Annotated in this window: 12 protein-coding genes and 1 pseudogene; 4 read left to right on the forward strand and 9 right to left on the reverse strand. The window is 70.5% G+C overall.

Translation table 11 applies throughout. From position 1 onward, the window contains the following. Positions 1 to 294: 294 nt before the first annotated feature. A complete protein-coding gene (locus JHN63_RS03070) occupies positions 295 to 3,993 on the reverse strand; it encodes a hypothetical protein (RefSeq protein ID WP_200677088.1) in 3,699 nt (1,232 codons plus the stop codon). A gap of 236 nt (positions 3,994 to 4,229) precedes the next feature. Here JHN63_RS03070 and JHN63_RS03075 point away from each other — a divergent pair, with 236 nt between their 5' ends. Continuing rightward, on the forward strand, positions 4,230 to 5,132 hold the full coding sequence (locus JHN63_RS03075; protein WP_200677089.1) for a ribosome-inactivating family protein: 903 nt from the start codon (positions 4,230 to 4,232) through the stop codon (positions 5,130 to 5,132). 291 nt (positions 5,133 to 5,423) lie between these two features. Here JHN63_RS03075 and JHN63_RS03080 read toward each other — a convergent pair whose 3' ends face one another. The 8 genes and pseudogenes from JHN63_RS03080 to JHN63_RS03110 form a co-directional block, all read right to left on the reverse strand. Continuing rightward, on the reverse strand, positions 5,424 to 5,672 hold the full coding sequence (locus tag JHN63_RS03080) for an amidohydrolase family protein (RefSeq protein ID WP_200677129.1): 249 nt from the start codon (positions 5,670 to 5,672) through the stop codon (positions 5,424 to 5,426). A gap of 883 nt (positions 5,673 to 6,555) precedes the next feature. Then, positions 6,556 to 6,694: pseudogene (locus JHN63_RS52340) on the reverse strand (phosphotyrosine protein phosphatase); the annotation flags it as partial. 233 nt (positions 6,695 to 6,927) lie between these two features. After that, positions 6,928 to 7,944 (reverse strand): branched-chain amino acid ABC transporter permease, encoded by a 1,017-nt coding sequence (locus tag JHN63_RS03085; RefSeq protein WP_200677090.1) that lies wholly within the window; start codon positions 7,942 to 7,944, stop codon positions 6,928 to 6,930. Then, positions 7,941 to 8,813 (reverse strand): branched-chain amino acid ABC transporter permease, encoded by an 873-nt coding sequence (locus JHN63_RS03090; protein WP_200677091.1) that lies wholly within the window; start codon positions 8,811 to 8,813, stop codon positions 7,941 to 7,943. The genes JHN63_RS03085 and JHN63_RS03090 overlap by 4 nt, the downstream gene beginning before the upstream one ends. Beyond that, a complete protein-coding gene (locus JHN63_RS03095) occupies positions 8,810 to 9,538 on the reverse strand; it encodes an ABC transporter ATP-binding protein (RefSeq protein ID WP_200677092.1) in 729 nt (242 codons plus the stop codon). Before JHN63_RS03095 ends, JHN63_RS03090 begins: the two co-directional genes overlap by 4 nt. Continuing rightward, positions 9,535 to 10,263 (reverse strand): ABC transporter ATP-binding protein, encoded by a 729-nt coding sequence (locus JHN63_RS03100; RefSeq protein ID WP_200677093.1) that lies wholly within the window; start codon positions 10,261 to 10,263, stop codon positions 9,535 to 9,537. The genes JHN63_RS03095 and JHN63_RS03100 overlap by 4 nt, the downstream gene beginning before the upstream one ends. Then, positions 10,260 to 11,582 (reverse strand): ABC transporter substrate-binding protein, encoded by a 1,323-nt coding sequence (locus JHN63_RS03105; RefSeq protein WP_200677094.1) that lies wholly within the window; start codon positions 11,580 to 11,582, stop codon positions 10,260 to 10,262. Before JHN63_RS03105 ends, JHN63_RS03100 begins: the two co-directional genes overlap by 4 nt. Before the next feature lie 232 nt (positions 11,583 to 11,814). Beyond that, on the reverse strand, positions 11,815 to 12,204 hold the full coding sequence (locus tag JHN63_RS03110; protein ID WP_200677095.1) for a TetR family transcriptional regulator C-terminal domain-containing protein: 390 nt from the start codon (positions 12,202 to 12,204) through the stop codon (positions 11,815 to 11,817). A 376-nt stretch (positions 12,205 to 12,580) separates the two neighbouring features. Here JHN63_RS03110 and JHN63_RS03115 point away from each other — a divergent pair, with 376 nt between their 5' ends. The 3 genes from JHN63_RS03115 to JHN63_RS03125 are packed head-to-tail and all read left to right on the forward strand — an operon-like array spanning position 12,581 to position 15,725. Then, positions 12,581 to 13,948: an amidase family protein gene (locus JHN63_RS03115; RefSeq protein WP_200677096.1), complete on the forward strand. Its 1,368-nt coding sequence runs from the start codon at positions 12,581 to 12,583 to the stop codon at positions 13,946 to 13,948. A gap of 20 nt (positions 13,949 to 13,968) precedes the next feature. After that, positions 13,969 to 14,991, forward strand: coding sequence for a carbon-nitrogen hydrolase family protein (locus tag JHN63_RS03120; RefSeq protein ID WP_200677097.1), 1,023 nt, complete (start codon positions 13,969 to 13,971; stop codon positions 14,989 to 14,991). Continuing rightward, positions 14,988 to 15,725 carry an IclR family transcriptional regulator gene (locus JHN63_RS03125; RefSeq protein ID WP_200677098.1) on the forward strand — a complete coding sequence of 246 codons (738 nt, stop codon included), beginning with the start codon at positions 14,988 to 14,990 and terminating at the stop codon, positions 15,723 to 15,725. The genes JHN63_RS03120 and JHN63_RS03125 overlap by 4 nt, the downstream gene beginning before the upstream one ends. Positions 15,726 to 15,791 lie beyond the last annotated feature (66 nt).

Raw genomic sequence — 15,791 nt, forward strand, 5'->3', positions numbered from 1 at the left:
TCGGGGGTCTGACTCTGGGGGCTGACCAGCGCTTCGGCTGCCTGTGCGTTGAATCGTCGGCCCGCGGGTGATGCCCCTGCGTGTACTCGCGGGCGTCCGTGACCTCACAGGAGCTTGGCCGTCGGGCCTCTTCACTTGACGACGGCGGTGGGAGCGTCCTGGTTGTCGGCAAATTACAAGCGCCACACACCTCCGTCCGCAAAGCGGTGTCCGCCGGGGTTGGTGTCCAGCGGGCGTCTCCAGCGTAGAACCGCTGGGGCCGCAAAGGCATGCGGGAGAGGAGGTGCGTGGTGCTCACGCGGACGGGCACACCCGCCGGAACGGGGCGTCGGGAATGTAGGCCCGCCACTGGGCCGGGCTCAGACCGGACCCGCCCGTGCGATCGCAGACCCGTGCGAGGGCGTGGGCGGGGTCGAGGTCGTAGCGCTGGAGCGGGACGTGGGCGCTGCCTGCGTACAGCGTGGTTCCGTCGGGGCCGAACGCGAGGGTGTAGATCGCGTCTCCGGGGGTGGTGAGCAGGCCGCCGATCGGCTGGTCGGTCGGCACGTCCCACAGTTGCAGGCCGCCGTTGCTCCCGCCGACCGCGAGAGTGCGTCCGTCGGGGCTGAAGGCGAGCGCCGACACCGCCTCGTCGAGCGAGGCGCCGCTCGGAGGCCGGAAAGTGTCGGGCAGTGCGGCGACACGGTGGCGGAGATCGCCGTCCCACAAGGTGACCCGGCCGGTCATGTCACCGGCCGCGAGATGGGAGCCGTCGGGGGAGAAGGCCAGCGCGCCCAGCGGGCTTCCCCCGACGAGGTCCAGTGCGCCCGCCCGCCAGGACGGTGGGCGGGCCACGACTCCGTCACCCACGAGCAGCCGTCCGTCGCCGCGGAGGGCCGGAAAGTGCGCGGCCGGGCCGACGGGCAGCTTGGTGCGTCGTCGGCTGCGGGTGTCCCACACCTCGCCGAACATGCGGTCGTCGTCGCCCATCCGGGTGAGGTGCAGGGTACGGCCCTGGGGGCCGAGCGCGGCCTCGGAGACCGAGGCGCCGGGCAGGTCGAGTGTGGTGGCGACGCGTTCGTGCGGTACGTCCCAGAGGGCGAGGGACTGGGTGCGGAGGGTGTGTCCCTCCGCGGTGACGCCGTAGGCCAGGCGGGTGCCGTCCGTGCTGAACACGAGGAGTACGTCGATGTCGAGCGCCGGGATCGACGGCAGGGAGGCCGGAAGTGCCGGGAGGATGTGCAGGACGTGTCCGTCGGCGGTGCTGCGCAGCCGTATCAGGAACCGGTCATGGATGAGTTCGGCGGTGGCGAAGGTGCGGCCGTCGGGACTGAGCACGACGTTCGCCAGTGTGGCCGGGTGCCAGGCGGTGGTGACGGCGGCGCCGACGTCGAGGGTGTGGACCGTTCCGCCTTCCAGATAGCGCAGGGTGCGGCCCTCCAGGTGCAGGGCCGGGTCCAGGCCGAGTTGCTGGTTGTCCAGGGAGGCCCGGAACACCGGCCCGTCGGTGTCGGCCAGCCGCCACACCTGTACTTCCTGTGGGGTGGCCAGGGCCAGGAAGGTGCCGTCCGCGGTGAGGGCCATGTCGTCCACGTCGGAGGTGGCGAGATCGGCGATCCGGAGGCCGGACCTCAGGTCCCAGACGCGGACACCCGCGCCGGTGACAGCGGCCATGCGGCCGGCGCCTACGGTGAGCTGGGTGTCGCCGACGGCGCACAGCCGGTCCCGCTTCCAGGCTCCGCTCAGCGGGCGGTCGGCCGAGGTGTCCCACACGCTCGGCGACCGGCCCGCGGGACAGGCCACCACGTACCGTCCGTCCGCGCTGACGGCGCTGAGCGTCGACTGCGGCGCCGGAGCCCGGAACAGCACCCGACCGTCGGAGACCGAGCCCAGCCGCACGCCTTTGCCGTCCGTGGCCAGATAGGCGTGGCCGTCGTCGGTGAGTTGGACGTCGCCGTACCCGGCAAGTACGGGTGAGCCGGCGGTCCACCGGCCGCGGGTGGTGTCCCACAGCCGCGTTCCGTCCGTACGGCTGATGGCGAGCACGTGGGCGTGCGGGCCGACGGCGGTGACCGTGCCCGCGGGCAGGCTGCCCCGGCCGGTACGCCGGTGGGTGGCGACGTCCCAGCTCCGCCAGGTGCCGTCCGCCGCGCTGAACAGGGTGCGTCCGGTGTCGGTGAGCCGTCGCTGGGGCGTGTTGCCGGGCGTGGGATCCGTGAAGGTGTCCGACTGGGGCTGCACGAGGGAGCCGAGGAGGGCCCGGTGGGACTCGGGCAGCCGGGCGATCCGCCAGGACGCGGCGCCGAGCAGCAGCGCGGTGCGGGGGTCGGTGGTGCGCAGCCCGTCGGCGGCGGACGCGACCCGGCGGGCCGCGTCCTGCGTTCGCCGCCACAGGACGTCGTCGTGTTCCCGCCAGACGGCGAACGCCGTGAGCAGCGCCACCGCCAGTACGGCGGACAGCGACCGGGTGAGGACGCGGTGGCGGCGGGCGATCCGGGCGGTGGTGCGGCGTTCCGCCTCACGTCCCTCCAGCGAGGCGGTGAGGAAGGCACGCTCCGGTTCCGTCAGGGCCAGGTGGGCGGTGGGGTCCGGGAAGTGCACCTGCGCGCGGGCCAGCAGGGCGCCCCGGTACAGGGTGCCGGGGCAGCAGCCGTGCTCCTGCCAGGCGCGGGCCGCCTCCGTCAGTGCCCGGTGGTCGCGCAGGCGTTCGCGGTCCTCCTCGATCCACCCGCGCAGGCGGGGCCAGCAGGTGATGAGCGCCTCGTGGGCGAGCTGGACGCCGTCCTCGTCGGCGGTCAGCAGCCGCGCCCGGGTCAGCCTTTCCATCACCACCCGCGCGTGCGGGCACCGCGACATCTCCTCATGTGTGAGCGGGCGCCGGGTGTCGGGTGTGCCCCGACCCGGTACGACCATGCGCAGCAGCAGGTGACGGGCCACCCGCGCCTGCTCGGGCGACAGGGCGCCGTAGACCTCTTCGGCGGTCAGGGCGATCGCCCCGCGCAGCCCGCCCGCCGCCTCGTACCCGTCGAAGGTCAGCATCCGGCCGTGGCGACGGCGCCAGGTCTCCAGCAGGACGTGGGAGAGCATCGGCAGCCCGCCGGGCTCGGCCTGGACCTCTTTGACCAGCCGGGCGGTCAGGGCGCGTTCCACCAGAAAGCCGGCCGCCTGTGCCGGTCCGACGACCGCCTCGCGCAGCTCTTCGGCGGTCATCGGGCACAGCAGCAGTCCGGACCGGTTCAGGGCCTGGGCCAGTGCGGGGTGCTCGGCGCAGCGGGCGTAGAAGTCGGCGCGCACGGCGACCAGCACGCGCACTCTGTGGTCCGGGTCGCGGGCGGCGAGCAGCATCTCGATGAAGCGGGAGCGCTCCAGAGAGTCGTCGCAGAGGGTGAAGATCTCCTCGAACTGGTCCACGACGACCCAGCTCTCGGGTTCGTCCGGGGCGGGCTCGAGCAGGTGCCCGTAGGTCGTCGCCGGACTGGCGCCAGGGGTGAGGATGCGCAGTGCGGCCGGGGACGGCCGTCCGGCGAGTTCCTCGCGCAGCCGCGGCAGCAGGCCGGCGCGCAACAGGGAGGACTTGCCGCTGCCCGAGGGCCCGAAGAGCACCGCGAAACGGTGCCCGCACACCAGCTTCCCCAGTTCCGACAGCATGTGGTCGCGGCCGAAGAAGAGGTGCCGGTCGTTCGGCTCGAACCGGGCGAGCCCGCGGTAGGGGGCCGGTGCCGTCTCGAGAGGTTCGGCCGGCGTCCGCTCGGCCTCCTCCTGGGCGTCTGCCCAGCGCAGCCGCCACGGCTCCGGATCGCCACCGCAGGCCCGTACGTAGGCCTCGACGACGGCGAGCGCGGGCAGCCGGTCCCCGGAGGCGGCCTGGGACAGCGTTGTCGCTCCACAGCCGACCGCTTTCGCCATCGTCCGGTACGACGGACTACCGGCGGTGCCGCGCAACTGCCGCAGCTCATGGGCGAACCGTGCGACGGGTCCGGCTGACGGGTCAAGTGGTCTTTCGGGGCGCCCCACGGGCTCGTACCTCCGTCCATGAGGCGAAAGCGACATCGACTGATATCGACAGCCATGACCATAAGAGGCCGGTCATGACGGCCGCGTTAATCACGAGTGACGAGCCATGACTCCGATCAATCACACAATGTTGATCCGGCCGGTGGAGGGGCCTGCGAATCAATTTCTGCGCCGTCAGTGTCGGTGGGGCAGGCCGGGCCCCCGGCCCACCGACCACGCACAACGGAGCGCACACCATGTCCCGAGCACACATCTTCCGCAGGCTCAGCACATCGGCCGTAATCCCGGCGGCCCTCGCCGGCGCCGTCGCCGTCGCCGGCCTGGGCGGCAGCCTCACCACCGGTGCGCAGCACCAGTCGCTGGGCGGGCACGTCCAGCTGGCCAGCGCGTCGTACCCGACCGATGGCATGAGCTTCGACATGACGAACGTCGACGCCGACCAGTACGACGCCATCATCAACTTCATCCGTGGGCGGGCCGGCGCCTGGTCCATCTACCAAAGCATCCGTGTCACACGGACGAGCGACGACTACTTCCCCCTCACCCTGTCGGTGGGCCAGAGCCGGGTCACTCTGATCATCAACGCGCGGAACCTGTACGTGACCGGCTGGTTCAACGAAAACACGCGCCAGTACGTCCGGCTGGACAATGCCGGACCCGGAGGAATGGCGGGGCAGAACGGTCAACCGCAGAACAGGACCTGGCTCAACTACGGCGACATGGAGCGTGCCGCTGGGGTCGACCGCGGTTCCCTCGGCATCACCATGGGTGCCATCCAGGGTTCGATCACCGACCTGGCGAGGGGCAACAGTCAGGACCAGGCGCGGGCCCTGCTCGTCCTTGTCCAGGCCCTTTCCGAGGGTGCCCGCTTCGACTTCATCTCCTACCGGATCGGCCAGGCGATGCGCAACCACAGCACCTTCTACGCCGGGTCCTCGTCCGTCGTCAACGGCGGGTCGCGCGCCCTCCAGCTGACGTCCCTGGATCTGGAGAACAACTGGGGAGGCCTGTCCCAGGCAGCCGAGAACGCGACACAGAACCACTTTCCCCTGAACTACCAGATCGGCAGTGGGTCTTTCACGACGATGCAGGCGCTTGACGAGCAGCTGGCCATGGCCCTGTACATCAAGATGGCCTAGCCCGAACGCGCGCAAAGTAGCCCAACCGGTAAGCGGGCTCGGGAGCCGGACAGTGTCCGCCCTCGAGCCCGCTTACCGTCGCCGGGCGGTTCTCCCCGTGACCGTGCGACGTGAGACGGCGCACGGACATGCTCGGAGACGCGTCCGAAACCTCCCGGTCAGAGCGATGCCCAGGCCACGTATCCCCTCTCGACCGACGGGGACCGAAGCCAAGGCGATATTCCGTGGTCGGCGGGCATCTGTTGCCCCGCCTGCTACCTGGGTGAGCCGGGCCGCCTTGGTCTGTGCGAGTCAGCGCCCTTGGCAGCAGGAGCCACCGGCTGTGCGGCCGGCGCTGTGCGCGCCGATGTGCTGCGCCGCCTCGGTTCGGGCACGTCCAGTCCGGGACACCGCGTCGTGGACCACCCGTCCGGAGATCAGGGTGTACCGGACCTGGGTGGCGCGGATGTCCTTTGCTGGCACCTTGGTGATGTCCCGGTCGAGGACGATGAGATCGGCTCGTTGGCCCGGTCGGACGGTTCCCGAGCCGGCGTCGTGCAGCTGGCGCCGCGCCCGCGGTGTGCATGAACAACGACTGAGTGCGGGTCAACGCTTCGCGGGCGATTCCTTCCCCCGGCGGACAGGCCACGATCATGGTCACGGTCCATGGCGGGAATCTGCTCGAACCCTCAGGCCGGCCCCAAGGGTTCAGAGTGTTCGCCTGACGCATGCAACGTGGCGCCCCTGGTGTTCCGCGCGCCGCACCATCCTGCTCGTCCAGATCATCCTCGGCCGGGTTCGGCCTCGACGACGCTGAAGTGGCTGCTCAGCAGTGTTTTCTGCGTGAGCGATCCGTGAGCGGACGATCTGGCAGAGATCATCACAGCGTGGACTGGGCAAGTGGCAGCACCCGTTCTGACCAAGCAGTTCCGGAAACCGAAGCAGCGTCCGGAACCACTCAGCAAGATCACACCAGGACTCATAATCCGTCGGCCGTGGGTTCGAGTCCCACCCGCCCCACCTGCGCAGGACTCTGGCCTGCGTAAACTTTCATTTTTGGGTGTCGGATCGTCAACTTTGCCTGAACGGAGGGAATCCGCTGCTCGTGAGTTCGGATCCGTTGCGGTCGGTGTTGGTTCACGCCGCTCCGACCTGAGCAGATGGCGTGGTCCAGCGATGGGGCAGATTTCCGCGGGTGGCGTGTGCGAGACCCTGGGTGCCGGATTCGGGACACTGGCAGGACACGACAAATCAGAAGTGCTGCCGGGGGCCTTCGGGCAGGCGCCTCTGCCGGGCCGCCGGGTGGGTACGAGGACCGCCCGAAGGGGGTGTGGTCCGAGCCGGGACGCGAAGCGGCCCGTACTGGAAACGGCCCGGAGAGGATCGGCAGGCGTGGCGGGCGCGGCTTCTTTGCCGTCGCCCTGGTGGCTGTCGGTCATGCGGGTCACGACCTCTTGGCGTCGATCTCAACGATGAGACCCTCTATGAGAGGTCTTGATCTCGTCGTGGATGGGGCGGACGGCTTCGACGCCCTGGTCGGCGGAGTTTTCGAGCTGCCTGTCGAGATGGGTCTTGCCGGGGAAGTCTTGTGGCGGCAGGTAAGGCAGAGGAGGGCTGCGTTGTGGCGTTCGCTCTCCGTCCCGCCATGCAGGATCTCTCCCTCCTCCGGATCCACCATGCGTGATCCCGTTACGCGGTGAGATGGCATGACGGTGTGGGACAACCACATCATGATCGGTTACTGGATCGCTTGAGGTGAAGCGCGTACATCAGGGAGAGGAGCTACCGACTGGGCCGCCTCTTCCTGATGCCGGGCCTACGACCGGACCGTATGGCGCACCGGGAAGACGGCGAATCCCGTGCGGTGCGCAAGCGTTCCCCACAGTCCCCGCGGCAGGTACAGCGAGACCACGATGGCCGCCGCGCCCACCACGATCAGGTACCAGACACCGCTCTGCGCGAAGTACTTGTCGAGGAGGAAGTACGCGATCGCGCCGACGACCGGACCCTCGATCGTGCCGATGCCGCCGATGATCACCATGAAGACCATCAGGGCCGAGTACTGCACCCCGAAGATCTGCGTCGGCGACGCCACCCCCAGGCTGTTGACGCAGATCACCGCACCGGCGGCGGCACATCCGGCGGCCGCCGTGATGTAGATGATCCGCTTGCCTCGCGTGACGTTCACGCCCAGGGAACCGGCGGCGATGTCGTCGTCGCGGATGGCCTGGAGGCTCAGGCCGAGCCGGCTGCGCAGGACGGCGTAGGTGCCGAGCACGGCCGCGGCCATGACGGCGAGCGCCAGCCAGTAGGTGAAGGCGCGTCGCAGCACCGGATCGGCGGTGACGTCCGAGAGGGTGCGTCCGCTCGCCGCGCCCAGAGAGTCGAAGCGGACCACGATCAGGCGGACGACCTCGGCGATCACCCAGGTTCCGACGGCGAAGTAGCCGCCGCGCAGCCGGAAGGCGAGGTACGACACCGGCCAGGCGAGCAGCGCCACCAGGGCGGAGACGACCAGCGTGCCCGCGTAGACGTTCACGCCGTGGTCGTTGACGACGAACAGCAGGTAGGCGCCCAGGCCGATGAACGCCTGCTGGCCCATGGACATCATGCCCGCGTAGCCCGCGAGCAGGTTCCACATGGAGGCGAGGGTCACCAGGTAGCAGAGCTTGACCAGTTGGGCCGTGACGCCCGACTCGACGACGTAGGGGAGGGCCGCCATCGCCAGCAGGACGACGGCTGTGCCCGTGAGGCCGAGGACCGTGGCGCGGCCACCCCGGTGAACGGGCGGCAGTGCGGTCGCCTCGGTGGCGGGGGCTGTCTGGACGGTCATGCGAGGACACTCCTGCCGAACAGGCCCTGGGGGCGGAACACCAGGACCAGGAGGAAGACCACGTGCCCCGCGAGCAGGGGGAGGTCCGGGGAGATCTGGGCGCCGACGGACTGGGCCACACCGAGAACGACGCCGCCGGCGAGCGTGCCCCACAGCGAGCCGAGGCCGCCGATGATGACCGTCTCGAAGGCGAACAGGACGGTGAGCTGACCCTCGTACGGAGTGACCCCGCCCTGCCGCATCGTGTAGAGGACACCGGCCAGGGCCACGGTGGCGAAGGCGATGACCGAGGTCAGGGCGTACACGCGGCGGTTGTCGACGCCCATGAGGCGGACCACCGCGCGGTCGTCGGACGTGGCCCGGACGATACGGCCGGGCTGGGTGCGGTAGAGGAAGAGGTGGAGGGAGGAGAGGACCGCTACCGCCGCCGCTACCGTGATCAGGGGGAACCAGCCGATGGCCAGGCCGCCGCCGAGGTCGATGCTCGCGGTGCCGAGCGAGCCGATGGGCAGGGGCTGCGCGTCGCTGCTGAACAACTGGACCAGGACGTTGGGGATGATGACCGAGATGCCGAAGGTGACCAGCATCGGGGCGAGTTCGCCGATGCCCATCGCGCGGTCCAGCATGGAGCGTTGGACGAGGTAGCCGAGCCCGCCGACCGCGACCATCGACACGACGACGGTGACCGGGACCGGGACGCCGTAGTGGGCCGCGGTCACCGAGGCCACGTAGCCGCCGAGGATCATCAGATCCCCGTGGGCGAGGTTGGCGATCCGCATCACGCCGAAGACGAGGGACAGTCCCGCGGCGGCCATGGCGAAGATGCCGCCGAGCAGGACGCCCTGCAGGATTACGTTGAGCCAGGTCATGGGGTCTTCACCTCCGGGAAGGCGCCGGTGCCGAAGTACGCGGCGGTCACCTGGTCGCGGGTGAGTCCGGCCGCCGTGCCGGTCAGCACGATCCGGCCCTCCAGGACACACGCGATGCGGTCCGCCACGGCGAACGTGCGGCCCAGGTCCTGTTCGACCAGGATCACGGTCGCGCCCTCGGCACGGATACCGGGCAGCGCCGTGTAGAGCTGGTCCACGACGAGCGGGGCCAGGCCCAGGGAGACCTCGTCGAGGAGCAGCAGACGCGGATTGCCCATCAGCGCGCGGCCGATGGCGACGGCCTGCTGCTCACCGCCGGAGAGCCGGGCCGCCTTGCGGGTACGGCGGTCGGCGACGAGCGGCATCGTCTCGTACACCTTGGCCAGGTTCCAGGGGCCTTTGCGCCCGGTGGCTGCGCCGACCTGGAGGTTCTCCTCGACGGTGAGCGACGGGAAGAGCCGGCGGCCCTCCGGGACCAGGCAGACGCCCTTGCGGGCCCGGCGGATGTCGGGGTCGGCGGTGACGTCCTCGTCGGCCAGGCCGATCGTGCCGCGGAAGGGCTTCAGGGCTCCCGCGATGGTTTTCAACAGGGTTGATTTTCCCGCTCCGTTGGCGCCGACGAGGGCGAGCAGCTCACCCTCGGCCACCTCGAGGTCGATGCCGAACAAGGCTTGGAAGTCGCCGTATCCGGCGTCGACGGAGTCGACTCGCAGAAGCGTGCTCATGCCGCCGTACCTCCCAGGTAGACCTCCGCGACCTCGTCGCTGGCCAGTACCTCGTGCGGGTCGCCGTCGACGCGGATCCGGCCGTAGGCGAGGCAGACCAGCCGGTCGACGACCTGGACCAGGGCCTTGACGACGTGCTCGATCCACAGGATCGTCACGCCGGACTCCTTCAGGGACAGCACGGTGGCGACGAGTTCCTCCGCCTCGGCCTCGGTGAGGCCGCCCGCGATCTCGTCGAGGAGGAGCAGTTCGGGGCCGGTGGCCAGCGCCCGTGCCAGCTCCAGCCGTTTGCGGCCGAGGAGGGGCAGGGACCCTGCGGGCTTGTTGGCGAGGTGGAGCAGCCCGGCGGTCTCCAGCGCGCGCAGGGCCTGGTCGCGGGCGGGGCCGCCACGCAGCCGGGCTCCCCGCTCGGCGCCGACCAGGGCGTTCTCGAACACGGTCAGGTCGCCGAAGGGGCGCGGTATCTGGAAGGAGCGGCCGACGCCGAGCCGGCATCGCTGCGCCGCGGAGGTGCGGGTGACGTCGCGGCCCGCGAGCCGCACGGAACCGGCGGTCGCGGGCTCGACGCCCGAGATCGCGCTGAGCAGGGTGGACTTGCCCGCGCCGTTCGGGCCGACGATTCCGACGGCCTGCCCGCGGGGGACGGACAGCTCGACGTCCTCCAGGACCTGCAACTCGCCGAAGTGCACGGCGAGATGGTCCACTTCGAGGAGTGGAGCGGTCACAGTTCCGCCGCCTTGGCGTCGGGCTTGACCATCGGCATCAAGCTGTTGCTGATGACCTTCAGTTCGTACGTCTCACCGCTGCCCTTGATCCACTGGGTGCCGACCATGGGGATGGTGGCGACGTTCTTGACCGGGTTGGCGGCGCCGCCGCCGGTCCACGAGAGGTGGCCGAGGACGGTGTCGAGGCTGGTCTTCGCGATCTGGGCGGCGACGGCCTCGCGGTCCTTGGGGTTCGCGTTGCGCAGGACGTGGTTGGCCACCTCGAACAGCGCGTGGTTGGGGCCGAGCCCCTGGTTCCACGAACGGCCCTTCGCCAGCGGGGACTTCTCGTAGTCGTCGGCCAGTGCGGTGGCGGTCTGGCCGGTGAGCGTGGAGGTGAAGGGGAACTGCGGCACCCACCAGCTCGCCGTGCACAGCCCGTTGCCGAGGTTGTTCGGCAGGGAGGCCACCGACGACTCGAAGTGGATGGCCTTGGAGATGGTGGCGACCTTGGGCCTGAAGCTCTGCTGTGCGGCCTGCGTCCAGAACGTCGAGAAGTCGGGCGGCGAGGGCACGCCGGCGAGGATCTCGACGCCCTCCTTCTTGAACTTCGCGATGATCGAGGAGAAGTCCTTGGTGCCGGGCTCGTAGGAACCCGGGTCGACGAACGTGAAGGCCTTGGTCGGGGGCTGCGCGCGGTAACCGGTGGTCTTGTCCCGGAAGGCATTGCCGTCGGAGTCGTTCGGCCACAGCACGCCGACCTTCTTGTTGGTGTCGTGCTGCCGCCACATGTCGCTCTCGACCCTGGCCAGGTGCTCGATGCCGTCGAAGAAGTGGAACGTGTACTTGAAGGTCTTCTTCGGCGTGCCGCCGCGCCCGAAGAACCAGGCCTGCCAGGGCTCGATGGTCGAGACGCAGGGCACGCCCTCGCTCTCGCACTTGGCCGCGACCGGGTGGATCGTGTCCGGTGTCGCGGTGACGAGGACGAGGTCGACCTGCTGCTGGGAGATCAGCTCGTCCGCGATGGTGGCCGCCTGCTGCGGGTCCGAGCCCGTGTCACGGTCCAGGATCTTCACGTCGTACTTCTTGCCGTCGTGCGTGATCCCCTTGGCGAAGAACGCCCGCACCTGCTTGAGGATGTACGCGTCGGACTCGGCGAAGGCCGCGTAGGCGCCGGTGCGCGGGCTGACGTAACCGATCTTGATGGTGTTGCCGGTCGAGCCGCCCGAGCCCTTGAGGCCGGAGGAACAGGCGGCAAGGATCGGGGAGGCCGCCACAGCAGTGGCTCCGAGGCCTCTGAGGACGCTGCGGCGGGACGGCTTGATCGCGGGGTGTTCCATGGCGGGCTCCGGAGGGCCTTGAGCCGCAGGTCACGGGCTGCGGCGAGTGGAGGAAGTGGCCGCGAACGTAGGCCCGCCGTCCGTGCCTGGACAGGGCATGGATTCGATATGCGAGACGGCTGGGTCGTCGGTGACCCTAATGAAACATCGGCTGTACACAGAGGGACGTAGAGGAGTTACTGCACGCTCATAACGGGACGGATGGTGCTCCTGGGGTCGGCGCCCGCGCGAGTCAGGGCGTCGCGCGGATCCATTCGCGCAGGTCCCTGGTGTACGCGTGGAACACGCCCACCAGGTCGACCTGGCCGGGATCGGCCGGCCACTGGTTCTCCAGGCCCTCCATGACGGCGACGATCTGCGTGGCCAGCAGCCCGCAGTCGAGGTCCTCGCGCAGCTCACCGTCAGCGATGCCCGCCTCCAGGGCCGTACGCACCAGCGTCCGCGCCTCCATGAAGTGCCGTCTGCTGTACTCGGCCGCCGGGTGGTCGCCGCCCCCCGATTCGGCGGCCAGGACATGGGAGAGCTGTACGAGCCAGGCCGCCCCGGAAAGACGACCGTGGTGGAGATACCGGTGCCTCTCAGGGCCGCGCAGATCTGAGACGCGGAGCTGGACGCCTGGCACACGATCCAGGGCCGCTACCGCCTGCGCGCCAGGCGCTCGTACCCGGATCTGCGCGTCGAGGCGGCATGCGCGTCGCGCTCTGCGGCTTCGGGGCCTGGCGGGCTCGCGGTTTCGCGGCCTCCCGGCCTTGCGGACCGTGAGACCGGTGTACCGCAGCCCCACGCCGGTTCGGACACGCCGCCACCTCGCGAGAGGTGCTTGACGACGACCGACCGGGCGATCCCGGTCTCCCACCGCGCCGAGGTCGTTCTCGGTGCGGTGGACGCTCGTGTGCCGGTCCGGCTCAGTCCCGGACGGTGCCGACCAACGCATCTGGAGTCTCGCATTGCGAAACAGCCATGTTCATGAGCGGCGGACAGAACCTTATTGTCCGCCCATGCAGACCGCCCTCTCCAGGCTTGCCACGGGGACGCTCACCAGCGTCTCGCTCACCGAGGAACTCCTCGCGCGCGCGGAGCGGGCCGACGACCTGGGGGCCTTCGTCACCCTGGACGCCGACCGCGCCCTCGCCGAGGCCGCGGCGGCGGACCGCGCCCCCGCCCGGGGCCCGCTGCACGGGCTGCCGATCGCCGTCAAGGACAACATCCACGTCGCCGGGCTCCCCAACACCGCGGGCTGCGAGGCGCTCGCCGGATTCATCCCGGACCGGGACGCGGAGGCGGTCACCCGGCTGCGTGCGGCCGGCGCGATCGTGCTGGGCAAGACCAACATGCACGAGCTGGCCCTGGGAGCCACCAGCACGGGAGGCCCGTACGGCCCCGCCCGCAATCCGGCAGACCCCGACCGTTTCGCGGGCGGAAGCAGTGGCGGCACCGCCACGGCCGTCGCCGCCGGTCTGGCCCCGGCCGGGCTGGGCACCGACACCGGCGGCTCGGTCCGCGTCCCGGCCGCGCTCACCGGCATCGCCGGTCTACGGCCGACCACGGTCCGTTACCCCGCCGACGGCGTGACGCCGCTGTCGTGGACGCGCGACACCATCGGCCCCATGGCCGCGACCGTCGCCGACCTCGTCCTCCTGGACACCGTCCTCGCCGCCGACCACGACCCGGTCGAGGCACCCGACCCGCGCGAGGTCGTGCTCGCCGTCCCCGAACACCACTTCACAGAGCCACTGCACCCGCGCACCGCCGACGTGTGGGAACACTCCCTGGACCTCCTGGGGACCGCCGGGGTCCGGCTCGTGCCGGTACGGCTGCCCGAGGTCGAGACGGCCGAGGAACTGGCCGGATTCTCCATCACCCTCTACGAGGCCGCCAGGCAGCTGCCCGGGTACCTGAGCGTGGCGACGGGCGGTGCGGAACCGGCGGAACTCCTGGCCCGGATCACCCACCCGGACGTGCGCACGACGATGGAGCGGGTCGTGTTCCCGCAGACGGTCACCGAATCGGCGTACAAGGCCGCTCTCGAAATCCGCGACCGTGTCCTCGTGGACGGCTACCGGCGCATCTTCCGCGAGACCGGAGCCCACGCCGTGCTCTTCCCCACCACCCCCCTGCCCGCCGGACGGATCGACACCGACACCGAGCGGGTACGGCTCGACGGTGTCCTGCGTCCGGCCTTCCCCACGTACATCCGCAACACGGGACCCGGCAGCGTCGCCGCCCTTCCCGGCCTCACGGTGCCCGTCCGGTCGGCGGGCCCGGGACTCCCGGTGGGTGTGGCGCTCGACGCGCCCTGGAACACCGACCGACGGCTCCTGGGCCTCGGCCTGCTGGTCGAAAAGCTCCTGGAAGCGGGAGCATGAAGAGAAGGAGACGATCGGACATGACAGAGACCACTCGCCGCTTCAAGGCCGCGGCCGTCCAGGCCGAGCCCGCCTGGCTCGACGCGGAGGCCGGGGTCGCCAAGACCGTCGACCTGATCGCGGAAGCGGCCCGGGGCGGGGCCTCGCTCATCGCCTTCCCCGAAGTCTGGATTCCCGGCTACCCGCACTTCCTGTGGCTGGGCGCGGTCGCCGGCCAGGTCCCCTTCGTCGGCCGTTACCACGCCGCCTCGCTCGCCCCCGACGGCGACGGCCTGACCACGATCCGCCGCGCCGCCCGGCAGCACGGCATCACCGTCGCGCTCGGATACAGCGAGAAGGACCACGGCAGCCTCTACATCACCCAGACCGTGATCGCCGCCGACGGCAGTGTGCTCCTGCACCGCCGCAAGCTCAAGCCGACCCATGTCGAGCGCAGCCTGTTCGGCGAGGGCGACGGCAGCGACCTCAAGGTCGTCGACAGCGCGCTCGGCCGGCTCGGCGCCCTGAACTGCGCAGAGCACGTCCAGCCGCTCAGCAAGTACGCCCTGTACGCGCAGAACGAGCAGGTGCACATCGCCAGTTGGCCGTGTTTCGGTCTCTACCGCGACCTCGCCTTCCAGCTCAGCGCCGAGGCCAACATCGCCGCGTCCCAGGTGTACGCCATCGAGGGCAGCGCCTTCGTCCTGATGGCCACCCAGGTCATCTCCCAGGCCGGCATCGACGTCTTCGCCTCCACCCCCGAGCAGCGCCGCCTGCTCACGGCCGGCGGGGGCTGCTCACGGATCTTCGGCCCCGACGGACGTACCCTCACCAAGGACCTCGACGAGGGTGAGGAGGCGCTGGTGTACGCCGACATCGACCTCGACGAGATCGACCTCGCGAAGAACGCCTACGACCCGGCCGGGCACTACGCGCGCGCCGACGCCACCTACCTCGTTCACCGTCGCGAACCGCGCCGGCCCGTGGTCCGGGAGGGCAGTCCCGCCGAGACCGCGTTCCCGGCGCTGTTCCCGTCGCTGGACGACGAGATCCCCGAGCCATGACCCGGCCTGCCGAAGACTCCCCGCCGCCGGGCCGGCCCCCCGTCCAGACCCTGGACCGGGGGCTGCGGCTGCTGGAAGTGATCGCGCTGTCGGACGTACCGCTGACGCTGGCCGAACTGAGCCAGCAGATGGGGCTGCACCGCTCGATCGTCTACCGGCTGCTGCGCACCCTCCAGGACCACCACCTGGTGGCGCACACCACCCACGGGTACGTCATCGGCACCCGCGCCCAGTCACTGGGCCGGCGCACCCTGCCCATGCTCCAGCGCATCGCCAAACCGGAGATCGCCAAGCTGGCCGCGCGCGTGGGCCTGACCTCGTTCTTCGTCGTCCGGGACGGCGAAGAAGCGGTGACGCTGGTCTCCGTCGAGGTTGAAAGCACCCGCTCGCGCACCGTCTACAGCCCCGGCGACCGGCATCCGCTGACCCTGGGCTCCCCGGGCATCGCCATGCTGTCCGCCGAGCCGCAACTGCTCGGTGAGCGACCGGAGATCAGCCGGGCCCGCGCCTGCGGCTACGCCACCACACGCAACGAGGTCGTGCGCGGCCTCGGGACGATCTCGGCGCCGGTCCTGTCGGCGCCCGGCCAAGCCGTCGCCGCCGTGTCGATCGCCTTCACCGTCGAACACCCCGGCCCGCCACAGATCGAGGCAGTCCTCGACACCGCCCGCCTCATCACCGGCCGGCTGCGCGGAGAGCTGTCCACCGGAGCGGTCCTGCCCGGGGTCGAGTGACTCGTCCGCCGACTCGGCGACCGACTCACGTACGGCACGTTTCGCATAGTGAACGTGCCCGTGGCC

Source organism: Streptomyces sp. MBT65, from assembly GCF_016612545.1.
Taxonomy (GTDB): Bacteria; Actinomycetota; Actinomycetes; order Streptomycetales; family Streptomycetaceae; genus Streptomyces.